At 62.6% G+C, this 23,418-nt stretch carries 24 protein-coding genes; 15 read left to right on the top strand and 9 right to left on the bottom strand.

Annotated features, from left to right (window positions below; genetic code table 11):
* The first annotated feature begins 159 nt into the window (after positions 1-159).
* Positions 160-312, top strand: coding sequence for a hypothetical protein (locus tag AC1D05_RS09695; protein ID WP_172228706.1), 153 nt, complete (start codon positions 160-162; stop codon positions 310-312).
* Between the two features lie 69 nt (positions 313-381).
* On the opposite strand, the gene gyrA is transcribed toward AC1D05_RS09695, so the two are convergent.
* Positions 382-3,186, bottom strand: a complete 2,805-nt coding sequence (gene gyrA, locus AC1D05_RS09690) for a DNA gyrase subunit A (RefSeq protein ID WP_477440376.1) — start codon at positions 3,184-3,186, stop codon at positions 382-384.
* 211 nt (positions 3,187-3,397) lie between these two features.
* Between gyrA and AC1D05_RS09685 the strand changes: the two genes are divergently transcribed.
* On the top strand, positions 3,398-5,098 hold the full coding sequence (locus AC1D05_RS09685; protein ID WP_477440374.1) for a SulP family inorganic anion transporter: 1,701 nt from the start codon (positions 3,398-3,400) through the stop codon (positions 5,096-5,098).
* A complete protein-coding gene (locus AC1D05_RS09680) occupies positions 5,095-5,718 on the top strand; it encodes a ParB-like protein (protein WP_477220394.1) in 624 nt (207 codons plus the stop codon). Before AC1D05_RS09685 ends, AC1D05_RS09680 begins: the two co-directional genes overlap by 4 nt.
* On the opposite strand, the gene AC1D05_RS09675 is transcribed toward AC1D05_RS09680, so the two are convergent.
* Positions 5,682-6,575, bottom strand: coding sequence for a helix-turn-helix transcriptional regulator (locus AC1D05_RS09675; protein WP_477440372.1), 894 nt, complete (start codon positions 6,573-6,575; stop codon positions 5,682-5,684). The two genes, AC1D05_RS09680 and AC1D05_RS09675, sit on opposite strands and share 37 nt — an antisense overlap.
* 85 nt (positions 6,576-6,660) lie before the next feature.
* Between AC1D05_RS09675 and AC1D05_RS09670 the strand changes: the two genes are divergently transcribed.
* The 3 genes from AC1D05_RS09670 (at position 6,661) to AC1D05_RS09660 (ending at position 8,331) form a co-directional block, all read left to right on the top strand.
* A complete protein-coding gene (locus tag AC1D05_RS09670; protein WP_477440370.1) occupies positions 6,661-7,188 on the top strand; it encodes a hypothetical protein in 528 nt (175 codons plus the stop codon).
* A gap of 32 nt (positions 7,189-7,220) precedes the next feature.
* Positions 7,221-7,598: a VOC family protein gene (locus AC1D05_RS09665; protein WP_477440368.1), complete on the top strand. Its 378-nt coding sequence runs from the start codon at positions 7,221-7,223 to the stop codon at positions 7,596-7,598.
* A gap of 103 nt (positions 7,599-7,701) precedes the next feature.
* Positions 7,702-8,331 carry a MarC family protein gene (locus tag AC1D05_RS09660; protein ID WP_023670949.1) on the top strand — a complete coding sequence of 210 codons (630 nt, stop codon included), beginning with the start codon at positions 7,702-7,704 and terminating at the stop codon, positions 8,329-8,331.
* A gap of 49 nt (positions 8,332-8,380) precedes the next feature.
* Here the strand turns inward: AC1D05_RS09660 and AC1D05_RS09655 are convergent, their stop codons facing one another.
* Positions 8,381-8,806 (bottom strand): OsmC family protein, encoded by a 426-nt coding sequence (locus tag AC1D05_RS09655; protein WP_477440366.1) that lies wholly within the window; start codon positions 8,804-8,806, stop codon positions 8,381-8,383.
* A 116-nt stretch (positions 8,807-8,922) separates the two neighbouring features.
* On the bottom strand, positions 8,923-9,450 hold the full coding sequence (locus tag AC1D05_RS09650; protein ID WP_477440364.1) for a single-stranded DNA-binding protein: 528 nt from the start codon (positions 9,448-9,450) through the stop codon (positions 8,923-8,925).
* A 227-nt stretch (positions 9,451-9,677) separates the two neighbouring features.
* Between AC1D05_RS09650 and AC1D05_RS09645 the strand changes: the two genes are divergently transcribed.
* From AC1D05_RS09645 to AC1D05_RS09605, 9 genes are all read left to right on the top strand, one after another.
* The gene (locus AC1D05_RS09645; RefSeq protein WP_010909628.1) at positions 9,678-9,992 is read left to right on the top strand and encodes an ArsR/SmtB family transcription factor; all 315 of its coding nucleotides are present in this window, start codon (positions 9,678-9,680) and stop codon (positions 9,990-9,992) included.
* A complete protein-coding gene (locus tag AC1D05_RS09640; RefSeq protein ID WP_477440362.1) occupies positions 9,989-10,477 on the top strand; it encodes an SRPBCC family protein in 489 nt (162 codons plus the stop codon). The genes AC1D05_RS09645 and AC1D05_RS09640 overlap by 4 nt, the downstream gene beginning before the upstream one ends.
* 22 nt (positions 10,478-10,499) lie before the next feature.
* Positions 10,500-11,105 (top strand): ATP-dependent Clp protease proteolytic subunit, encoded by a 606-nt coding sequence (locus AC1D05_RS09635; RefSeq protein WP_477440360.1) that lies wholly within the window; start codon positions 10,500-10,502, stop codon positions 11,103-11,105.
* Positions 11,106-11,189: 84 nt separating this feature from the next.
* Complete coding sequence (locus AC1D05_RS09630; RefSeq protein WP_477440358.1) at positions 11,190-11,489, top strand: hypothetical protein; 300 nt, start codon at positions 11,190-11,192, stop codon at positions 11,487-11,489.
* Between the two features lie 723 nt (positions 11,490-12,212).
* Complete coding sequence (uvrA, locus tag AC1D05_RS09625) at positions 12,213-15,134, top strand: excinuclease ABC subunit UvrA (RefSeq protein ID WP_477440357.1); 2,922 nt, start codon at positions 12,213-12,215, stop codon at positions 15,132-15,134.
* A gap of 34 nt (positions 15,135-15,168) precedes the next feature.
* A complete protein-coding gene (locus tag AC1D05_RS09620; protein WP_477440355.1) occupies positions 15,169-15,621 on the top strand; it encodes a GNAT family N-acetyltransferase in 453 nt (150 codons plus the stop codon).
* A complete protein-coding gene (locus AC1D05_RS09615) occupies positions 15,622-16,284 on the top strand; it encodes a hypothetical protein (RefSeq protein ID WP_477440353.1) in 663 nt (220 codons plus the stop codon). It begins immediately after the preceding gene.
* 24 nt (positions 16,285-16,308) lie between these two features.
* On the top strand, positions 16,309-17,115 hold the full coding sequence (locus AC1D05_RS09610; RefSeq protein WP_477440351.1) for a DUF72 domain-containing protein: 807 nt from the start codon (positions 16,309-16,311) through the stop codon (positions 17,113-17,115).
* A gap of 171 nt (positions 17,116-17,286) precedes the next feature.
* The gene (locus AC1D05_RS09605; protein WP_477440349.1) at positions 17,287-18,435 is read left to right on the top strand and encodes a GGDEF domain-containing protein; all 1,149 of its coding nucleotides are present in this window, start codon (positions 17,287-17,289) and stop codon (positions 18,433-18,435) included.
* Positions 18,436-18,572: 137 nt separating this feature from the next.
* Here AC1D05_RS09605 and AC1D05_RS09600 read toward each other — a convergent pair whose 3' ends face one another.
* The 5 genes from AC1D05_RS09600 to urtB form a co-directional block, all read right to left on the bottom strand.
* Positions 18,573-18,749, bottom strand: coding sequence for a hypothetical protein (locus AC1D05_RS09600; protein WP_013531844.1), 177 nt, complete (start codon positions 18,747-18,749; stop codon positions 18,573-18,575).
* Between the two features lie 267 nt (positions 18,750-19,016).
* Positions 19,017-19,712, bottom strand: a complete 696-nt coding sequence (urtE, locus tag AC1D05_RS09595) for an urea ABC transporter ATP-binding subunit UrtE (RefSeq protein WP_013895283.1) — start codon at positions 19,710-19,712, stop codon at positions 19,017-19,019.
* 71 nt (positions 19,713-19,783) lie between these two features.
* Complete coding sequence (urtD, locus tag AC1D05_RS09590; protein ID WP_477440347.1) at positions 19,784-20,530, bottom strand: urea ABC transporter ATP-binding protein UrtD; 747 nt, start codon at positions 20,528-20,530, stop codon at positions 19,784-19,786.
* Positions 20,531-20,536: 6 nt separating this feature from the next.
* A complete protein-coding gene (urtC, locus tag AC1D05_RS09585; protein WP_477440345.1) occupies positions 20,537-21,772 on the bottom strand; it encodes an urea ABC transporter permease subunit UrtC in 1,236 nt (411 codons plus the stop codon).
* Positions 21,769-23,385, bottom strand: a complete 1,617-nt coding sequence (gene urtB, locus AC1D05_RS09580; RefSeq protein WP_477440343.1) for an urea ABC transporter permease subunit UrtB — start codon at positions 23,383-23,385, stop codon at positions 21,769-21,771. The genes urtC and urtB overlap by 4 nt, the downstream gene beginning before the upstream one ends.
* Positions 23,386-23,418: the final 33 nt, after the last annotated feature.

Genomic DNA, 23,418 nt, shown 5'->3' with positions numbered 1-23,418 from the left:
AAATCCGATTGGCGCGAAGGCCGTGAACCTTTTCCTGCACATGAACGACAGATGAACACGCTGATCACGAGGCCTTCACGCAGCGTTCACTAGATTGCCCCTTAATAAGATGAAACCAAAATCCCATCTATCCGTTGTAAGGCGCAGGAGAACACGCACATGCTGATCTACATGCTCGCCACCGCAATGACCGTCGCCATGCTGATCGCCACCGTTTTTGGGCTGCATCAGGAGGCACAACGCGTCCGCGTCAGGGCGACGACCAAGCGCTTAGAAGGCTTCGGCCCTCGCAAGCCGTATCGTCACTACTAAAAGTCAATCCAGACTTGCTGCCGCGCCGGCCAATGGGCCGGCGTTGCTATGTCAAAACTGACCCGGGACTTACTCAGCGCTGTCCGGAGCAGTATCAGATGCCGGAGCAGACTCAGCGCCACCCTCGACGATCTCTTCGCTTTCCTCGTCAGCTTGCGGCTCCGAGATCCGCTCGACCGACACCACCTTCTCGCCTTCAGCCGTGTTGAAGATGGTCACGCCCTTGGTGGCGCGGCTGGCGAAGCGGATGCCGTTGACCGGCACCCGGATGACCGTGCCGCCGTCTGACACCAGCATGATCTGATCGTCATTGCCAACCGGGAAGGTCGCCACCAGCCGGCCGATCTCCGCCACTTTCGACACATCGGTAGCGCGGATGCCCTTGCCGCCACGGCCGGTCAGACGGAAATCATAGGACGACGAGCGCTTGCCGTAGCCATATTCGGTCACCGTCAGCACGTACTGCTCATGTGCCTTGAGGAACTCGTAGCGCTCGTCGGAAAGCTCCGTCTCCTCGCCGACCTCTTCATTGGTCAGTGCGATCTCTTCCTCTTCGCCGGCCGCGATGCCGGCGGCAGCCCGCCGTTCGGCCGCAGCTCGCTTGAGATAGGCAGCGCGTTCGGCCGGCGGCGCGTCGACATGTTCGATCACCGACATCGAGATGATGCGGTCGGTCTCGGCCATGGTGATGCCGCGCACGCCGACAGAGTTGCGGCTCTGGAAGACGCGCACGTCGCCGACCGAGAAGCGGATGCACTGGCCGGAACTGGCGGTCAAAAGCACGTCGTCATTGTCGGTGCAGGTCTCGACGCCGAGGATCTCGTCGCCCTCCTCCTCCAGCTTCATGGCGATCTTGCCATTGCGGTTGACCTGGACGAAGTCGGACAGCTTGTTGCGGCGCACGGTGCCGCGCGTGGTGGCGAACATCACGTCGAGTTCGCCCCAGCTCGTCTCGTCCTCGGGCAGCGGCATGATGGTGGTGATGCGCTCGCCCTGCTCGAGCGGCAGCATGTTGATCAGCGCCTTGCCGCGTGACTGCGGGTTGCCGATCGGCAGCCGCCAGACCTTTTCCTTGTAGACGATGCCGCGCGAGGAGAAGAACAGCACCGGCGTGTGGGTGTTGGCCACGAACAGCCGGGTCACGAAATCCTCTTCCTTGGTCGACATGCCGGAGCGGCCTTTGCCGCCGCGGCGCTGCGCCCGGTAGAGCGACAGCGGCACGCGCTTGATGTAGCCGGAATGGCTCACCGTCACGACCATGTCTTCGCGCTGGATCAGGTCCTCGTCTTCCATATCCGCGCCGCCGTCGGTGAGCTCGGTGCGGCGGGGCGTGCCGAACTCGTCGCGCACGGCGGCGAGTTCGTCCTTGACGATCTGCTGGACGCGCGCGCGCGACGACAGGATGTCGAGGTAGTCCTTGATCTCATCGCCGATCGTGTTCAGCTCGTCGGCGATTTCGTCACGGCCGAGCGCGGTCAGGCGCTGCAGGCGCAGTTCGAGGATGGCGCGTGCCTGCTCCTCGGACAGATTGTAGGTGCCGTCCTCATTGATGCGGTGGCGCGGATCGTCGATCAAAAGGATCAGCGATTCGACATCGCCCGAGGGCCAGCGCCGCTCCATCAACTGTTCGCGCGCCGTCTGCGGGTCGGGCGCGGTGCGGATCAGCTTGATGACTTCGTCGATATTGGCGACGGCGATGGCGAGACCCACCAGCACATGGGCGCGGTCGCGCGCCTTGCGCAGCAGGAATTTCGTCCGCCTTGTAATGACCTCTTCGCGGAAGGAGACGAACGCCTTCAGCATGTCGGTCAGGTTCATCACTTCCGGCTTGCCGCCGTTCAGCGCCACCATGTTGGCGCCAAACGAGGTCTGCAGCGGCGTGAAGCGGTAAAGCTGGTTGAGGATGACATCGGCGACGGCGTCGCGCTTCAACTCGATGACGACGCGATAACCCTGGCGATCGCTCTCGTCTCGGATGTCGGAAATGCCTTCGATGCGCTTGTCGCGCACCAATTCGGCCATCTTCTCGATCATCGACGACTTGTTCACCTGGTAGGGAACCTCGGTGATGATGATCGATTCACGGTCATTGCCGCGCTGTTCGATGTTGACCTTGCCGCGCATCACGATGGAGCCACGGCCGGTCGAATAGGCGCTGTAGATGCCGGAACGGCCAAGAACGATGCCGCCGGTCGGGAAATCGGGGCCCGGAATGATCTCCATCAGCGCCGGCAGGTCGATCGCCGGATTGTCGATGATGGCAATGGCGCCGTTGCAGACTTCGCCCAGATTGTGCGGCGGGATGTTGGTGGCCATGCCGACGGCGATGCCGCCGGAGCCATTGACCAGCAGATTGGGGAAGCGCGCCGGCAGGACCTTCGGTTCGGTGTCCGAGGCATCATAAGTGTCCTGGAAATCGACGGTATCCTTGTCGATATCCTCCAGAAGCTCATGCGCGACCTTGGTCAGCCGCGATTCGGTGTAGCGCATCGCCGCGGGCGGATCGCCGTCGATCGAGCCGAAATTGCCCTGCCCGTCGATCAGCGGCACGCGCAACGACCAGTCCTGCGCCATGCGCACCAAGGCGTCATAGATCGAGGCATCGCCATGCGGATGGTATTTACCCATCACGTCGGCGACCGGACGCGCCGACTTCACATATTTGCGGTTCCAGTGGTAGCCGCTCTCATGCGCCGCATAGAGAATGCGGCGATGCACCGGCTTCAGGCCATCGCGCACGTCCGGCAGCGCACGGCTGACGATCACGCTCATGGCGTAAGAGAGATAGGAGCTCTGCATCTCCTCAATGATGGAGATCGGCTCGATGCCGGTGGGGCCGCCGTCGGCGCCGCGCGGTGTCTTTTGGTCGGTCAAATTGGATCACAATCTAATCAGGAATCACTGACCGCTTATATAGGATGCGAGGGCGAAACTCCAATATTCGCGGCACTTTTCCAGTGTCATTTTTGGTGGTAATTTCAAAAGGATACCGCAGATTGCGACGATATGGCCATCACGCTTTTCGCCGCCACCAAGGCAAAAGCCGGCAATGGACCAAATTCCCCAAGCAAAAGCCGCGAGCCCCGTGAATTGGCGCTCGTGGTTGCCTTTGCGGGCGCTGAGCGGATGGCAGGCTCGGGATCTCAATGGCGATCTGATCGCGGGCCTGACACTGGCTGCGATCGCCATTCCCGAGCAGATGGCAACGGCCCGGCTCGGCGGCTTTGCTCCCGAGGTCGGCTTCTTCGCTTTTGTTGCCGGTTCGGTGGCGTTTGCCCTGTTTGGCGCCAACCGTCACCTCTCGGCCGGCGCGGATTCGACCATCACGCCGCTGTTTGCCGGCAGCCTGGCGCTGCTCGCTGTATCCGGCTCGCCGCATTATCTGGCGCTGGCGGCCATGCTGGCGCTGATGGTCGGGCTGATCGTGGCGCTGAGCGGTGTCTTTCGCCTCGGCTGGATCGCCGATCTCCTGTCCGTGCCGGTGACGACAGGGTTCCTGGCCGGCATTGCCGTCCACATCATCGTTTCGCAAATGCCCGGACTGCTCGGCCTGCCTTCCGAAAGCGGTGAAACCCTGCGGCGTATCGGTGAGATCGCCGGCAGTCTCCACCTGACCAATCCCTGGAGCCTCGGGCTCGGCCTTGGCGTGTTCGCGATCGTGTTCTGCTCGGAACGGATCAGCGCCCGCATCCCCGGGGCCTTGATAGGCATGGTGCTTGCCACGACAGCGGTCGCGGTCTTCGGCCTCAAGGATCGCGGCGTCGAAGTGCTCGGCGCCTTGCCCAATGGCCTGCCGCAACCGGGCCTGCCGCTCGTCAGCCTCGACGATGTGCAAGCGCTGGTTCCGCTGGCATTGCTGATCGCCATCGTCGTCATGGTGCAGACGGCGGCGACCTCGCGTTCCTTCGTGCCGCAACAGGGCGACCCGGACGTCAACCGCGATTTCATCGGCGTCGGCGCCGGCAGCATCGCTTCCGGCCTGTTCGGCGCCTTTGCCGTCAATGCCAGCCCGCCGCGCACCGCAATCGTCTCCCAATCGCGCGGCCGCTCGCAACTGTCCGGTCTTATTGCCGCGGCCATCGTGCTGGCGCTCGGTGCCTTTGGCGGCGGTCTGCTCGCCAATGTTCCCCAGGCCGCTCTTGCCGGCGTTCTGATGTTCGTTGCCCAGCACATCCTGCGCTGGAAGGTGTTCGCGAGCGTTTATCGGCAGGCGCCTGTCGAATTCATGTTGATCCTGATCACCATGGCGGCGATCGTCGTGTTGCCGATCGAGACCGGCGTGGCGGTGGGCATCGGCCTGTCACTGCTGCACGGGATCTGGAGCGCCACCCGCACGGAGCCGATCGAGTTGGAACAGGTGCCGGGCACGTCCGTGTGGTGGCCACCGGGTAAACCCAGTGCTGGCGAACAGCTCTCGGGCGTGCTGGTCGCGGCTTTTCAGGCACCGCTGTCCTTCGTCAACGCCGACCGCTTCAAGCGCGGCCTTTGCGATCTCATCGACGCCAGGAACGAAACCGTGAAACTGGTCGTGCTCGAGGCCAGCAACATCGTCGAAATCGACTATACCGCTGCGCAGGCGCTGATCGACACCATCCTTCATTGCCGCAAGGCTGGCGCGGTCTTTGCCATAGCGCGGCTGGAATCCGTGCGTGCTCAGGCGGCACTGGCGCGGTTCGGCATCGCTGAAATGGTCGGCACGCAGCGCATATTCCACAGCGTCGACGCCGCGATTAAATCACTTGGTCCGGGGAAACAGCAGCAGCAAGAACAGGATGGAGTGCCATGATTGACCCCCGAGAACCCATCGTCACGCCGGTTCCCGTCGAGGACCTGAGGCCAACGCAGATAACGGTCGGCATGAGAGAAGTTGCGTTGAAGCGCCAGATGATCCGGGCGCAGGACGCCAGGAAGAGGACCGGCGCTTTTCTCGGCAAACACATGGTGCCGGTGGTATTAGGTCCCAAAAATCGCAACTACGTCACCGATCACCATCACCTCGCTCGCGCCCTGCTCGAGGAAGGCGTCAAGGACGTGCTTGTGACCGTGATCAGCGACCTGTCCGCGCTCGACAAGGACGCATTTCTGTTCGTGCTCGACAACAGAGGCTGGATGCACCCCTTCGATGAGAACGGCCGGCGCCGTGATTACTCGGCAATTCCGAAGACAATCGGCGAACTGATCGATGATCCCTACCGGAGCATGGCCGGCGAGTTGCGCCGGCAAGGCGGCTTTGCCAAGGACACGACGCCGTTCAGCGAATTCATCTGGGCGGATTTTCTGCGCCGGCGCATCGACCGCGATGCGGTGGCTAAGAACTTCGACAAGGCAATGAAAGAGGCGTTGACGCTCGCCAAGGGCAAGGACGCGGACTATCTGCCGGGCTGGTGCGGGCCGACCTCGGATTGAGCTTGTCTCGGTTGAGGCATACGCATGCCGGAACTGCTTGATAGGCGAGCGCGATAGTCACCCGGCGTCTCGCCCATGACGCGTCGAAACCGACGGTTGAAGGTCGACAGATCGTTGAAGCCGGCGTCGAAGGCGATCGTCGAGATCGCATCGTCCGACAGGTGCAGCCGCACCGCTGCCCGGTGCAGCCGGGTCTTGAGCAGGAACTGGTAGGGCGTCATGCCGGCGACCTGCCGGAAGGTGCGCAGGAAATGATACGGGCTGGTCGCCGCCTCATCCGCCAGTGCCGACAGCGAAATCGGCCCGTCGGCATCCAGTTCGATCCGCCGCACCGCTTCCGCCACCCTCTTCTGATCGCGACAGCTCGGCGCGCGCCTGGCAGGCGTGGCGCCGCAAACCGTGGCCACGGCGGCAGCGGCAATGCGCAGGGAAAGTTCCTCGAAGGCATCCTTGTCGGCCATTTCGCGCGCGGCTTCCGCCTCGGCCAGCAACGACGCCAGGGCCGGCAAGGGCGGCAGGCGTGGCGCCTCGAAGGTGAGCGTCCGGGCGCCCGGCACGCCGGCCACGATCCGCTCCATATAGGCCGGCCCGAAATGGAACGAGAGGCAGCGGTCGCCGGCGCCATGCTCGTGCCCGCATTCATAGCAGGTGCCGGAATTGCCGAGCAGCAGCGCGCCCGGCGCCAGCATCGCCGTGCCTTGCTGCGCGCGGTAGCGGAACGTGCCGCTTGTCACCGCGGCGACACAGATGTCCTGATGGGATTCCTCGAACGGCCGGTCGCCGACGCCGGCCGTGCAGATGACATCCGCCACGTGCCAACCGGGTCCGGATGCGAGAGTGCGGGTCGTCGCGGTCATGGCCGGAATATAGCAATTTTTCCCAAGCCCAGAACCCTGTCAATGCCTACTCCTCCCGGTCTCCTGACAGAAAGAGACCGCAGCCATGTTCGACCCCTTTGCCGAAGCCCTGCACAGTCCCGGTCCGATCGGCGGACTTGCCGAAAAACTGAACCTTTACGGCCGCTTCGTCGGTGCCTGGACTTTCGACGCCTCGCGCCACCTCGAGGATGGCACCGTGCTGACCGGACGTGGCGAGGTGCATTTCGGCTGGGTGCTGGAAGGCCGCGCCATCCAGGACGTGTGGATTCTGCCCGCGCGGAACACCGGTTCCCAGCCTTCCCTCGGCAAATGGACTTTCTACGGAACGACGCTGCGGGTCTATGATCCCGGCGCGGACGCCTGGCACATTTTCTGGAGCGATCCGCGCAACCAGTACTTTAGCCGCCAACTCAGCCGCGCCGAGGGCGACACCATCGTGCAGGTCGGCGCCGACGGTACCGGCTCTTCGGTGCGCTGGAGTTTTTCGCGGATCACCGAGAATTCCTTCCGCTGGCTCGGCGAGCGCTCGCACGACGGCGCGGACTGGCACCTCGAAGTCGAGTTCCTGGCGCGCCGTCAATCTGCAAGATGACATCACAACCCTTTGTAACAATGGAGAAAACCATGTTCGATCATATCTCGATCGGCGTCCACGACGCCAATGCCTCGAAGCGCTTCTATGACGCAGCGCTGAAGCCGCTCGGCTATACCTGTCTCAGCCAGTCGCCGGGCTCACTGGGTTACGGCGCCCAGAGTCCCATGCTGTGGGTCAATGAGGCGGCGCGGCCGGTCCCGGCGGACGAAAAATCCGGCCTGCATTTCTGCTTCACCGCCCCGACACGGGACAGCGTCGATGCTTTTCATGTCAGCGCGCTCCGCGAAGGCGGCAGCGACAATGGCCTGCCCGGCCTGCGCGCCGCCTATGGCGACAACTACTATGCCGCCTTCGTCATCGACCCGGACGGCTATCGCCTGGAGGCTTATTGCAGCGCTGCCGGCTGACCCTGCCGAGAGCTGTAGTTTCGCAGCCCTGACTGTTCCCACCGACCGGGCTTTGCTCTACCAATATCGGGGCGCGGGCTCGACCCGGCGGGAGGGGTCAGCGATGCCGAGTTTCGACAGCCTGTTCAATGCCTTCGTCACCATTCTCGTCACCATCGATCCGCCCGGGCTGGCGCCGCTGTTCCTCGCCGTGACACGCGGCATGAACCGCGAGGAGCGCCAGCAGGTTTCGGTCCGCGCCTCGATCATCGGCTTCCTGGTGATGGCGCTGTTCGCGGTCGCCGGCGCTTCGATCCTGTCGGTGTTCGGCATCACGCTGCCGGCCTTCCGCGTCGCCGGCGGCTTTTTGCTGTTCTTCATCGCCTTCGAAATGGTGTTCGAGCGCCGGCAGGATCGCAAGGAGAAGATCGGCGACGTCGCCATCACCAAGGACATGATCCACAACATCGCCGCCTTTCCGCTGGCGATCCCGCTGATCGCCGGCCCCGGCGCGATTTCGGCGACGGTGCTGCTCTCCGGCTCGTTTCAGGGTTTTGCGGCGCAGGCCGCATTGGTCGGCATCATCTTCGTCTGCCTCGCCATCACCTATCTGGTGTTCGTGCTGTCGGAACGCATCGACCGCATCCTCGGCCAGACCGGCCGCTCGATCCTGACCCGCCTGCTCGGCGTCATCCTGGCTGCACTGGCCGTGCAGTTCGTGGCAGACGGCATCAAGGCATTGATGGCCGGGTGAACGGCAGCCCTACTGCCCTACTGCCCTACTGCCCTACTGCCCTACTGCCCTACTGCGCCGTCGTATCGATGACCTCGAAATCATGCGTGATCGTGGCCGTCTTGGCCATCATGGCGGAGGCCGAGCAGTATTTTTCGATCGATAGATCGATCGCCCGCTTGACCTTGTCGGACGAGAGCGCCCTGCCCTTGACGACGAAATGCATATGGATGCGCGTGAACACTTTTGGCTCGGTCTCGGCCCGGTCGGCGTCGAGCTCGACCACGCAGTCCTCGACCGCCTCGCGGCCCTTTTCGAGGATATGCACGACATCATAAGCCGAGCAGCCGCCAGTGCCGATCAGCACCAGTTCCATCGGGCTCGGCCCTGGCGTCTTGCCTTCAGGGCCGGATGCCGTTCCCAGCACCAGCTTGTGGCCGCTGCCGGACTCGCCAACGAAGGTGCGTTCCTCGACCCATTTTACGCGTGCTTTCACAGCCCTGTCCTTTCAGTCCTTTGATCCCAAATCAACAACGCAAAACCCCGAAAGTCCATGCAGGACTCTCGGGGTGTATCGATCACGCGGCGTCAGCCGTTTCCTGTTGCTTTCGATCAGAACGGAATTTCGTCGTCCAGCTCGCGCGACGAACCGCCGCCACCGCCGCCGCCCCTGGGAGCGCCGCCGCCACGGTTGAAGCCTTCGGTCGGGCTGGACTGGCCGAAATCGGAACCGCGGCTGCTGTTGCCGCCACCGGAATAGCTGCCGACCTGGCCGCCCTCACCCTGGCCGCGCGCGTCGAGCATCTGCAGCTCGCCGCGGAATTTCTGCAGCACGACTTCCGTCGTGTACTTGTCGGCACCGGTCTGGTCCTGCCATTTGCGCGTCTGCAGCTGGCCCTCGACATAGACCTTCATGCCCTTCTTCAGATACTGCTCGGCCACCTTGGCGATGCCCTCATTGAAGATGACGACATTGTGCCATTCGGTCTTTTCCTTGCGCTCGCCGGAATTCTTGTCACGCCAGCTTTCCGACGTGGCGATGCGGATGTTGACGACCGGCTCGCCCGAGTTCAGGCGACGGATTTCAGGGTCCGCGCCGAGATTGCCGACCAGAATGACCTTGTTGACGCTACCCGCCATGATTTTTCTCCGCGCTCATCCGAAAACAAAATTTTGTCGCAGCACCTTACAGGCTACCGGCGTCAGCCGCTTGCCAAGGCTGGCTTTTCCCACAACGTTTTTGTTCCCTTTTCGTTCCTATATGCACTGCCGCTGATTGTCAAGGAATGGCAGCAACGCCCGAGCCCATCATATGGGTTTCAAAACAGCGCTTGCCAAATCGATAAGTGTCTGCTTATGCTTTTGTCATGATCGAAGCAGAGATTTTCCGCGCCCTGGCCGACCCGACGCGCCGTGCCGTCTTCGAGCGTCTCGCGGCAGCTGAGATGAGCGTGTCGGAATTGCGCAGCGGCCTGACGGTATCGCAGCCGGCGGTGTCGCAGCATCTGGCGGTGCTGCGTGGCGCCGGCCTGGTGGTCGAGCGGCGGGCCGGCCGCAACGCCTATTATCGAGCCGATCCGCAGGGACTTGCCCCCCTGCTCTCCTGGATCGAACGCTACCGGACCTTCTGGCCGGAGCGCATCGAAAGGCTGAAGACGGTTTTGAAGGACATGGATCAATGAAAGATTTGGGATCGATCAACGCCAAGAGCGAAGCCACCCCTGACGCGCTCGAGTTCGAATACGATCTCGCCGAACCGCCGGAAAAGGTGTGGCGGGCGCTGACCGTGCCGGAACTGCTCGCCGCCTGGATGATGCCCAACGACATCAGACCGCAGACCGGCAGCAATTTCACCTTTGCCGGGCCGAACACGGCGATCGAGTGCGAAATCCTCGAAGCCAAGCCGGAGCAGCTGCTGCGCTATTCCTGGCGCGAGCAGCTACGCGATGCCACGCGGCAGGATCCGCTCGACAGCGTTGTCACCTTCACACTCGCCCGCACCGTTTCCGGCGGCACGCACCTGCGCATTGTCCATGACGGTTTTGCCCGCAAGGCGATGCCCGCCGTCGCCATGGCGGGCGCCGGCTGCCGGCTTTCGCTCGGCTTGCGCGGAGCCGGAACGCCTATCGCAGCGAGCACGCCGCACCTTCTGCTGCGCGCGGCATAAATACGGAAATCGGAGACGAAAAATGAGCGGTATTGCCAGTCTGGTGCCGATGGTGATCGAGCAATCGAGCCGCGGCGAACGCGCCTTTGACATCTTCTCGCGGTTGCTGCGCGAGCGCATCATCTTTATCAATGGCGAGATCAACGACGACGTCTCGGCGCTGGTCTGCGCGCAGCTTCTGTCGCTGGAGTCGGACAATCCCGACAAGGAGATCTCACTCTACATCAACTCGCCGGGCGGCGTGGTGACCAGCGGCTTCGCCATCTACGACACGATGCAATATATCAGCTGCCCGGTCTCGACCGTATGCATGGGCTTTGCCGCCTCGATGGGATCGTTCCTGCTGATGGCCGGCACCGCGGGGCGCCGCATTGCGCTGCCCAATGCCACCATCCTGCTGCATCAGCCGCTCGGCGGCTTCCAGGGCCAGGCTTCCGATATCCAGCGCCATGCCGAGCGCATCGGCAAGACCAAACGGCATATGGCCGAACTCTACGCGCAGCATTGCGGCCGCAGCTATGAAGAGGTCGAACGCACGCTCGACCGCGACCATTTCATGACCGCCCGCGAAGCGCAGGCATGGGGTATCGTCGACCACGTCTTCGACACGCGCAAAAAGGCGGCATGAAGCCGAGGCCGGAATCCTGCCCACTGTCGAAGATTTGACGATACCGGTCTGGCCGCATCGGCGGCACGTCCCTATAATCCCGGGATGACCGACACTCATTCGCCCAGAACATCGCATCGCATCATCGCCGGTGCAGTGCTCGCCTTCGCCGGCCTTGTGAGCGGCGTGGCACTTGCCGACGACAGTTCAGCGCAGCCGCAGAAAGGCGCCCTGCCCGGCGTGATCAGTGACTACCGCATCGCCAAGCCTGCGCCACAGCCCGAACCGGACGATGCGCTGCCCGCTGGCGGCAACGGCACGTTCAAGATTGGCGATACCGATGTCAGGATTTCCGGCAGCATCACGGTCGATGTCGCCACGGGCGGATTCAAGCCACGGAAGTAAGCTGCCGCCGCCGCGGACAGCTCAGCCATTCTCCAAAAAAACAGCCCCGCCGTGCCCTGGGGCAAACGGACGGGGCTTTTATGGATTTCAAATCCATTTTTGCCGGGAGTGTACTGCCGGCGTTTGATTTCGGATGCTTCGCGGCGTCAGCCGACGATCCGACTAGCAGTCTCTGATTTTTAGGGAATACGGCAAGTCACGGTTTGTCGGGTGGCGCAAACGCTAAACCCTGGCACTTATGCCTGCCGCGGCTCCAACGAGATGTGGAGCCCTTGGGGACTATCCGGTGGCGTCATGCTCCGCTCCTGTGTCCGTTGCGACATTGTCGTCGTGAAGCGCAAATCGCTGATGCCTGCGGCGTCTCGCAGGCCGCCTTGGGGCGGCGAGGCCATCGAAGGACGGCCGGCTTCACTTGACTGTTGGAGACTGCTCCCGTGAGCCGGCCACGTCAACCATCAATAGCCGGTTACCGAAAATTGTGATCGCCGGGAGGTTACGTCCAGGTCAACTTTCTGAAACGGCCAGGTCGGTTTTTGCACAGCTTTGTCAGGAGCGTGTTCGGCCTTTGTTCTTTCCGCTTGCCCCTTCGCGCGAAAGACGGTTAAACGACTTTGGTCGAGAATGGTGGCGTCTCTCGACGTGGCGGCAAAAACACCTACATAGGGGATGGCCGGGAAAATCCCGCCAATCCCACGAATTCCAGATTTGAGGCGGCGACCGGCGATGGCCGACCATAAATTCCTTTCCATTCGCGGGGCGCGCGAACACAATCTGAAGAACGTCGATCTCGACCTGCCGCGTGACAGCCTGATCGTCATGACCGGCCTGTCGGGCTCCGGCAAATCGTCGCTCGCCTTCGACACCATCTACGCCGAGGGCCAGCGCCGTTATGTCGAGAGCCTGTCGGCCTACGCCCGGCAATTCCTCGAAATGATGCAGAAGCCTGACGTCGACCAGATCGACGGCCTGTCGCCTGCCATCTCCATCGAGCAGAAGACCACCTCGAAGAACCCGCGATCGACGGTCGGCACCGTCACCGAGATTTATGACTATATGCGCCTGCTGTTCGCGCGTGTCGGCATCCCCTATTCGCCGGCCACCGGCCTGCCGATCGAAAGCCAGACGGTCAGCCAGATGGTCGACCGGGTGCTGGCAATCGAGGAAGGCACCCGCCTGTTCCTGCTGGCGCCGATCGTGCGCGGCCGCAAGGGCGAATACCGCAAGGAATTGCTGGAGCTGCAGAAAAAGGGCTTTCAGCGCGTCAAGGTCGACGGTGTCTTCTATGAAATCGCCGACGTTCCCGCGCTGGACAAAAAGTACAAGCACGACATCGACGTCGTCGTCGACCGCATCGTCGTGCGCGGCGATCTGGCCACGCGTCTCGCCGACTCCATTGAAACAGCGCTGAAGCTCGCCGAAGGGCTGGCGGTGGCCGAGTTCGCCGACAAGCCGCTCGATTCCAGCCAGACCGGCGAGGATTCGGTCAACAAGTCGAAGAACGAGACGCATGAGCGCATCCTGTTTTCGGAAAAGTTTGCTTGCCCGGTGTCCGGCTTCACCATTCCCGAGATTGAGCCGCGGCTGTTCTCGTTCAACAATCCGTTCGGCGCCTGCCCGACCTGCGACGGTCTCGGCAGCCAGCGCGCCATCGATCCCAACCTCGTCGTGCCTGACGAAAACGTATCGCTGCGCGACGGTGCCGTCAGCCCATGGGCGAAATCGACCTCGCCCTATTACGTGCAGACGCTCGAGGCCTTGGGCAAGGCCTACAACTTCAAGCTCGGCGACAAGTTCAAGGATTTGAGCACCGAGGCCCAGGACGCGATCCTGCGCGGCACCGGCGAGCGCGAAGTCACCTTCCAGTATGATGACGGGCTGCGCTCCTACAAGACGACCAAGACCTTCGAAGGCGTCATCCCCAACCTCGAGCGGCGCTGGAAGGAAACCGAATCCGCCTGGATGCGCGAGGAGATCGAGCGCTTCATGTCGGCGACGCCTTGCCCGGTCTGCAAGGGTTATCGGCTGAAGCCTGAGTCGCTGGCCGTGAAAATCGCCGGCAAGCATATCGGCGAAGTCACCGAGCTTTCGATCCGCAAGGCCGACCAGTGGTTCACCGAACTGCCACCACATCTCAACGCCCAGCAGAACGAGATCGCGGTGCGCGTGCTCAAGGAAATCCGCGAGCGCCTGCGCTTCCTCAACGATGTCGGTCTCGACTACCTGACCCTATCGCGTAATTCCGGCACGCTGTCGGGTGGCGAGAGCCAGCGCATCCGGCTGGCGTCGCAGATCGGGTCGGGCCTGACCGGCGTGCTCTATGTGCTGGACGAGCCGTCGATCGGCCTGCACCAGCGCGACAATGCGCGCCTGCTCGATACGCTCAAGCACCTGCGCGACATCGGCAACACGGTGATCGTCGTCGAGCATGACGAGGATGCCATCCTGCATGCCGACTATGTCGTCGACATGGGTCCGGCCGCCGGCATCCATGGCGGCGAGATCATCGCCCAGGGCACGCCGCAGCAGGTGATGGCCAACCCCAATTCGATCACCGGCAAGTATCTGTCGGGCGCGCTCGAGGTCGCTACCCCTGGTGTTCGGCGTGAGGCGAAAAAGAACCGGCGGCTGAAGATCGTCGGCGCGCGCGGCAACAATCTGAAGAACGTCACCGCCGAAATCCCGCTCGGCACCTTCACCGCCGTCACCGGCGTGTCGGGCGGCGGCAAGTCGACCTTCCTGATCGAGACGCTGTTCAAGGCGGCGTCGCGCCGCATCATGGGGTCGCGCGAGCATCCGGCCGAGCATGACCGCATCGAGGGTCTCGAATTCCTCGACAAGGTCATCGATATCGACCAGTCGCCGATCGGCCGCACGCCGCGCTCGAACCCCGCCACCTATACCGGCGCCTTCACGCCGATCCGCGACTGGTTCGCCGGCCTGCCGGAAGCCAAGGCGCGCGGCTACCAGCCCGGGCGCTTCTCGTTCAACGTCAAGGGCGGCCGCTGCGAGGCCTGCCAGGGCGACGGCGTCATCAAGATCGAGATGCACTTCCTGCCCGACGTCTACGTCACCTGCGACGTCTGCCACGGCAAGCGCTACAACAGAGAGACGCTCGACGTGCAGTTCAAGGGCAAGTCGATCGCCGACGTGCTCGACATGACGGTCGAGGAAGGCGTCGATTTCTTCGCAGCCGTGCCCGGCGTGCGCGACAAGCTCGACACGCTTAAGCAGGTCGGTCTCGGCTACATCCATATCGGCCAGCAGGCAACGACACTGTCGGGCGGCGAGGCGCAACGCATCAAGCTGGCCAAGGAACTGTCGCGCAAGGCAACCGGCAAGACGCTCTACATCCTCGACGAGCCGACCACCGGCCTGCATTTCCACGACGTCGCCAAGCTCTTGGAAGTGCTGCACGAACTGGTCGACCAGGGCAACACGGTGGTGGTCATCGAGCACAATCTCGAAGTCATCAAGACCGCCGACTGGGTACTCGACCTCGGCCCCGAAGGCGGTGACGGCGGTGGCGAACTGGTCGCCCAGGGCACGCCGGAAGCCATCGTGCGCGAAAAGCGCAGCTACACCGGCCAGTTCCTCAAGGAGCTGCTCGAGCGCCGCCCCGGAGGCAAGCGCGAAGCGGCGGAGTGATGGCCGAACCGACTGGCGCCTGGGGAGACTTTGAATGACCATCCAAAGAGCGGTTGCCGGCGATCTGCAAACCGTTGTCTCGCTGACTGCGGCAGCCTATGCGCCTTACACTGCTTTGTTGGGCGCGCCGCCGATCCCGGTCACCGAGGACTATGCGCCGCGCATCGAGCGCGGCGAGGTCTGGCTGCTGGAGAGTGGCGGAGAACTTGCCGGAGTGCTGACACTGGAGCGGCATGAGGATCATGCGATGATCTTCTCTGTCGCCGTGTCGCCCGCCTTCCAGGGCAAGGGTTTTGGCATAAAGCTGCTCAATCACGCGGATCAACAGACGCGCTTGTGGGGCCTGCCGGAGATGCGGCTCTACACCAACGCGAAAATGGAACGGAACATCGCGCTCTATCTCGCTTACGGTTATCGCGAAACGGGTCGCCGGCCCAATCCGTATCGGCCCGGATGGGTACTCGTCGACATGGCGAAAGCGATGTGAATGCAGGCCGGAAGCTCCACGGAGAACCAACTGACCTTGGGTGGCGTGGTCCGCTCGTCGCATGCTTATGGCGCCGACTATTTGTCCGAATTCCAGCGCATCCTGCTGCAGCATGTGAAGCCTGGCACGCGCGCCTTTCTGGAATGGGGCATGGGCCACACGACTCTGGCGATCCTTGAATTGAGGGACCGACTGGCCATCGACAATCTCTTTTCGATCGACGACAGCCAGCCCTTCCTCGATCAACTCCTGCCGCAGCTGCCGCAGTGGAGCGGTTTCCATCCGATCTGCCTGGACCTCCAGGGTCCCAAGTTTGGCGACCGCGATCCAGAACTCAACTATTCGACCTGGCCGCTGAGCCTGAAGCGCAAATTCGATTTCATCTTCATCGACGGCCGGCGCCGCATGGAATGCGCGTTCATGGCGACGCTGCTTTGTCATGTCGAGACGATCGTGATGTTGCACGACTATCGCCGCGCACGCTATCAGCCGGTCAAGGCTCTCTACGACATCGTCGAGGACGGAAATCAGTTTCGCGTCATGCGGCCACGGAAGGATCTCTACCCCCCGGGACTCCGACAATCTTTCCCCCGGGTAGGTCACCGCCCACTTGATCGAAATTGCCAATTGCGGATCGATTTTACCAACGCAAGTCCCTCGTGACAAAACACATTGGAGGAAATGTCCATGAGCAAATCGGGAACAATCCGCTCCGGCATGGGCGGCTGGACCTTCGAGCCCTGGGATACGTCCTTCTATCCGGACAAACTGTCGAAGGCCAAGCAGTTGCAATATGCCAGCCGACAGGTGTCGAGCATCGAGGTCAACGGCACCTACTATTCCAGCTTCAAGGAGCCGACCTTCGTCAAATGGGCTGGTGAGGCACCGGACGGTTTCGTCTATTCGCTGAAAGGCAACCGCTTCGTCACCAACCGGCGCGTGCTGGGCGAGGCCGGTGAATCGATGATGCGCTTCCTCGGCTCCGGCGTTGCGGCACTTGGCGAGAAGCTCGGGCCGATCCTGTGGCAGTTCGCGCCGACGAAAAAGTTCGATCCCGATGATTTCGAAGCCTTTTTGAAACTGCTGCCGGAAAAGCAGGATGGCGTCGCACTGCGACATGCACTCGAAGTGCGCAACGACAGTTTCATCGTGCCGGAATTCGCGGCACTTGCCCGCAAATACAAGGCGGCGATCGTCTATGCCGACCATGCCAAGTATCCCGATATCGCCGATGTCACCGGCGACTTCGTCTATGCACGGCTGCAGAAGGGCTCGGACGACAATCCCGATTGCTACACGCCAAAGGGCCTCGACGAATGGGCAGCGCGGGTAAAGACATGGGCTGAGGGCAAGCAGCCGGCCGATTTGCGGCGCGCCGATCCCGCCACAGAGGCGCCTGTGCAGCCGCGCGACGTCTTCGTCTACTTCATCACCGAGGGCAAGGTGCGCGCACCGTTCGGGGCAATGGCGCTGATGAAGCGCATAGCCGACTGACAACCGTCCCTCGGTAGCTGTAAGCGCGTCATCTATGCTTTTTGCGCGTAGCAAAGCGCCTATTCGCGGCATCTTCGCCGTCATCGTAACCTTATCGACACTTCCTTGCTGCATGAATGCGACGACGCCAAGCCGCAGAGTTGGAGCCGCCGCCGGCAGGGAAAGAGGGGCATGTCGCTCGACTACACTTCACTTCTGCTGGCTGTCGGTTTCTCCGCAGCTTGCCTGAGCCTGACATTGTTCGGCATGTGGCTGACCGCGCGCTCGGAAAAATTCCTGCTGACATGGGCGATCAGCCTGGTGTTCGTGGTCGGCGATATCTTTGTCTATGACGCCTATATCGACATGCCCGGGCGCCTGCTCGGCATCGCCGCCCTGGCCCTGTTGCTGCTCGGTTTCTCGACCATGCTGGGTGCTGCCTACCAGTTCAGAACCGGCGGCTCGCCGCTGCCGCGGGCACTGTGGGGCTGCGTTTCGCTGGCGATAGCGCTGCCTGCCATGGCTCTGGGCTATGACGGCCTCGGCTTCATGTTCGAAAACCTGTTCGCCGCCCTGCTCCTGGTCGCGACAGCGCTCGAATACTGGAAAGGCCGCGACGAAGCCCCTGCCCTGACGATCGGCCTCACCGCACTCTATGCCGCCACGGCCACGTCCTTCGCGCTCTGTGCCATGGTTCTTGTTGAGGACGGCAAGCTGGTTCTCGGCCATGCGCCCAGCAACTGGGCCGAGGAATTGAGCCTCATCGTCGTCATCGCCAGCATGACGGGTATTGGCGCCCTGTCGCTTGCGCTCAACCAGGGGCGTCTGGCCAGGCACCACCGCCGCAATGCTCTGACCGATCCATTGACCGGCCTGCTCAACCGGCGCGCGCTGTTCGACCTGCATGGCCATGTCCCGGTCGGCGCGTTCACTGCCGTGATCGTCTTCGACCTCGACAATTTCAAAGCCATCAACGACGAGTTCGGCCACGCGGCGGGCGACGAGGTGCTGAAGGTGTTCGCTGGCGAACTCGCCGGCAATCTTCGCCAGACCGACGTCGCCGCGCGCATGGGCGGCGAGGAATTCGCACTGGTGCTGAAGCGCACCCTGCCGGAAACGGTCGAGGAAGCGGCAGAGCGCATCCGGACCGCTTTCGCGACGCGCCTGATAGAGACCGAGACGGGATCCCTGACCTGCACGGTCAGTGCCGGGTTTGCGTTCGGCAGCAAAGATGGCCTCAGCTTCGACAAGGTGCTCAGCGCCGCCGACAGGGCGCTCTACGACGCCAAGCGCGGCGGCCGCAACCGCGTCACCGCCTCGCCATTCCGGCGCGCGAGCTGACCGCGCGTATCAGTGCCGAGCCTGTAATTGCTGGATAATGCGTGTCGCCCAAAAGTGACCTCGGTTTTGGGAGTACGACACGCATTAAATCAAAGACCTAAAGCGCGTCACCTGACGCGCTTTAGGCGAAAGCGGCTCTATGCCGCCATGACGATTTCATTGAAAGTATCGAGGTCGACGTAGAACACCTTGGTGATCTCCTCGATCAGGTCGTCGTAGTCGCAGCCCTGCGATCTCAGGATGTTGATGGCGGCGATGATATCGACGCGTTCGGTAAGCCGCCGTTTCTGGTAGTCCTCGACGTAACGTTCCATGGCTGTCCCTTAGCCTGTGTGCCCAAACGCGTTGAACGACAGAGATCGCAGGAGGGAAGCTAGAAAGCCTTGCTTGCGTGGAACTTGCCCGGCCTTCGCCGCGCCCTCGATCTGCGATAACCAGACTGATACGGAAGCGGCCGACTCACAAAGCCAAGAAAAGACTAGCATGCAGCCTCTGGCGCGCCAGAGATGCGGATCGCTGAATGGAAGAAATATTGGACTTGCCAAAGACTTTGGATCGTCGGCCGAAGTCCAGAACCGATTCTAGACGGTCAGGAATTTGCGAACATCAGCCCGGTCTAAATCTTCCGCCGGGCCGGTATGAACGATCTGGCCACGATCCATGATGTTGACCTCATCGGCGAGTTCACGGCAGAAGTCGAGATATTGTTCGACCAGCAGCACCGCAATACCAGCCTGGTCACGCAGGTAACGGATGGCGCGGCCGATGTCCTTGATGATCGAGGGCTGGATGCCTTCCGTCGGCTCATCCAGCACCAGAAGCTTCGGCCGCATCACCAGCGCCCGGCCGATGGCCAGCTGCTGCTGCTGACCGCCGGAAAGATCGCCGCCGCGGCGGCCGAGCATCTGCTTCAGCACCGGAAACAGTTCGAAGACATGCGCCGGCACGTTGCGGTCGGCGCGCTTCAACGGCGCAAAACCCGATTCCAGGTTTTCGCGCACCGTCAGCAGGGGAAATATCTCCCTGCCCTGCGGTACGAATGCGATGCCCGACCGGGCGCGGTCATACGCCGCGCTCCGGTCGAGCGCCTTCCCCTCGAAGGCAACACTTCCGCTCGTCAGCCGGTGGTGGCCGACGATCGATCTCATCAAACTGGTCTTGCCGACGCCATTGCGGCCGAGCACGCAAGTGATCTTGCCGGCGCCCGCCTTCAGCGAAACGCCGCGCAGCGCCTGGGCGGCGCCGTAGTGGAGCGTGGCGTTTGAAACTTCGAGCATGTCTCAGCGCCTTTTCCAGAACCGGAGAAACGACAGATCGAAGCGATGGAATTGAACCCGCCAGACCATGCTCATCTCCCCAGATAGACTTCGACGACGCGCTCGTCGGCCGAAACGAAATCGAGTGTGCCTTCCGACAGCACCGAGCCCTCGTGCAGGCAGGTCACCTTGACGCCAAGTTCGCGCACGAAATGCATGTCGTGCTCGACGACGATGACCGAATGGTCGCGCGCTATATCCTTGAGCAGCCGCGCGGTCTCCTCGGTCTCGGCATCGGTCATGCCGGCCACCGGCTCGTCCACCAGCAGCAGTTTTGGGTCCTGCGCCAACAGCATGCCGATCTCCAGCCACTGTTTTTGGCCATGGCTGAGATTGGCCGCCAACTGGTTGCGCTTGTCGCCGAGCCGGATGATGCCGAGAATGTCGTCGATCTGCCGCGCCTCGGCCGCCGAGCGGCGATGGAACAGCGCCGGGAAGATCGAACGCGGCCCTTTCAGCGCCAGCATCAGATTTTCCTCGATCGTGTGGCTTTCGAAGACTGTCGGCTTCTGGAATTTGCGGCCGATGCCCATCATGGCGATCTCAGCCTCGTCATGCCTGGTAAGATTGACCTGGCCGTCGAAGAACACTTCGCCCTCGTCGGGCCGCGTCTTGCCGGTGACGATGTCCATCATCGTCGTCTTGCCGGCACCGTTGGGACCGATGATGGCGCGCATCTCGCCCTTGTCGAGCACCAGCGACAGGTTGTTGATGGCGCGAAAGCCGTCGAAGGAGACCGAGACGCCGTCGAGATAGAGGATGGTGTTCGATTTGCTCATGGTCGCCTACTCCGCCGCCTGCGGTTCAGGCTCGGACAAGGACCATTCGCCTGGATTTCTCGCCGGCGAGCGAGCGGGCTTCGAGGTCGCGGTCGCCACTCCAACCTCGGTGCCGGCTTCTTCAGCAACGGCGGCAGCGCGCAACGCCTTGGCATTGCCGCGCCAGCTATCCCACATGCCGATGATGCCCTTCGGCAAAAGCAGCGTGACGGCGACGAACAGGCCGCCGAGCGCGAACAGCCAGAGCTCCGGCAGCAGGCCGGTGAACCAGGATTTGCCGGCATTGACCAGCAGCGCGCCGATGATCGGCCCGACAATGGTGCCGCGCCCGCCGACGGCCGCCCAGATCACCACCTCGATCGAGTTGGACGGTTCGAACTCGCCGGGATTGATGATGCCGACCTGCGGCACATAGAGCGCACCGGCAATGCCGGCCATGACCGCCGATACCGTGAAGGCGAACAGTTTTACATTCTCCGCCCGCCAGCCGAGGAAGCGTGTGCGGCTTTCGGCGTCGCGCACCGCCATCAAGAGCTTGCCGTATTTGGAGCCGACGATGGCCCAGGTGATGAACACGGCGAGCGCCAGCATCACCGCGCTCGCGGCAAACAGCGCCGAACGCGTCGCGTCGGCCTGCACGTTGAAGCCCAGAATATCCTTGAAATCGGTCAGGCCGTTATTGCCGCCGAAACCCATGTCGTTGCGGAAGAAGGCGAGCAGCAGCGCATAGGTCATCGCCTGGGTGATGATGGAGAGATAGACGCCGGTGACACGGCTGCGGAAGGCGAACCAGCCGAAGACGAAGGCGAGCAGGCCGGGCACCGCGAGCACCATGAGGCCGGCGAACCAGAAATGGTCGAAGCCGTACCAGAACCAGGGCAATTCCTTGTAGTTCAGGAACACCATGAAATCAGGCAGGATCGGATTGCCATAGACGCCGCGCGAGCCGATCTGGCGCATCAGATACATGCCCATCGCGTAGCCGCCGAGCGCGAAGAAGGCGCCGTGGCCGAGCGAGAGGATGCCGCAATAGCCCCAGACGAGGTCAAGGGCGAGCGCCAGCAGCGCATAGCAGAGATATTTGCCGGTCAGCGCCACGATATAGGACGGGATGTAGAACGCGCTCGCCGGCGACACCGCCACGTTGAGCAGCGGCACGATGATGGCCACCGCCAGCAGGATGAAGATGGTGATGGCGATGCGGCGGTCCGCGCCGGCGGCAAAGAAGCGTCCGGTGATCATGCTTCCACCGCCCTGCCCTTGAGCGCGAACAGGCCGCGCGGGCGTTTCTGGATGAACAGGATGATCAGCACCAGCACGACGATCTTGCCAAGCACAGCGCCGGCATAGGGCTCGAGGAACTTGTTGACGATGCCGAGCGAAAAGGCGCCGACCAGCGTGCCCCAGAGATTGCCGACACCGCCGAAGACGACGACCATGAAGCTGTCGATGATGTAGCCGCGGCCGAGATTCGGCGAGACATTGTCGATCTGGCTGAGCGCGACACCGGCGATGCCGGCAATGCCGGATCCCAGCGCGAAGGTCAGCGCGTCCACCCACGGCGTCCTGATGCCCATGGAAGCGGCCATGCGCCGGTTGGCGGTGACGGCGCGCATCTGCAAGCCCCAGGGGGTGCGCTTCATGACGTAGAGCAGCAGGCCGAAGACGGTGAGCGCGAAAACGAGGATCCACAGACGGTTCCAGGTGATGGCGAGCTGACCGACATTGAACGAGCCCGACATCCACGAGGGGTTGCCGACCTCCTGGTTGGTCGGCCCGAAGATCGAGCGCACCGCCTGCTGCAGGATCAACGACACGCCCCAGGTCGCCAGCAGCGTCTCCAGCGGCCGGCCATAGAGGAAGCGGATGACGCCGCGCTCGATGATCAGGCCAACCAGGGCTGAGACAAGGAAGGCAAGCGGCAGCGCGATCACCAGCGACCAGTCGAACAGGCCGGGAAAAGACGTGCGGATCACCTGCTGGACGACGAAGGTGGTGTAGGCGCCAAGCATGACCATCTCGCCATGCGCCATGTTGATGACGCCCATGACGCCGAAGGTGATGGCGAGACCAATCGCGGCGAGCAGCAGCACCGAGCCCAGCGAAATGCCATACCAGATGTTCTGGCCGGCATCCCAGAAAGCCAGCGTCGAATTGATGCTGGCGATCGCGGCCGTCGCCGCTTCCTTGACTGCTCCAGAGGCGTTGGCCTCGACGGAGGTGAGCAGCGAAACCGCGTCACGGTCGCTGCGCGCGCCGATCAGCGCGATGGCCGCCAGCTTGTCGGCTTCAGGCCTGTCGGAGACAAGAACCGAGGCGGCGCGGGCCTGTTCGAGCAGGGCCTTGACGCTGGCCACACTCTCATTGGCGATCGCCGTATCGAGCGGCTCGATGTTGGCTGCGTCCGGTGTCTTGAACATGGTGTCGGCAGCGGCGATGCGCACAGCCGGATCCTTGGAACCAAGCGTCAACGTGCCCAATGCATCACGGATGGCGCGGCGCAACGTGTTGTTGACGCTGATCTTGGTTATGTCGTCCGCGGAGGCCTCGCCAGCTGCCTCACCGCTCAGCGGATCGAAAAGCTTGACGTTTTCGTCGCCTTCCTCGCCGACAAACACCATTGAGTCGGCGGTGCGAAAGTAAAGATTGCCGTCCGCCAATGCAGCAAGCGGCCGTTCGACAGCCGGGTCGCCTGTGGCTGTCAACTCTTGAACGACAGCTCCCGTCTCGGAAAAGTCCGTTGCTGTCGCGAATTTGGCGATGATGGCACGCAGATCGGCTTCCGCAGCGCCCGAAGACGACAGCGTCGTCAGCAGGAACAAAAGCGCCAGGCCCATCGCATGGAAAATCTTCATCGGTTCTTGGTGATCCTTGAAGGTTGAATGCGC

The sequence above is a fragment of the Mesorhizobium sp. P2_E9 genome, from assembly GCF_056403815.1.
This window is presented reverse-complemented; position numbering and strand designations above follow the sequence as displayed.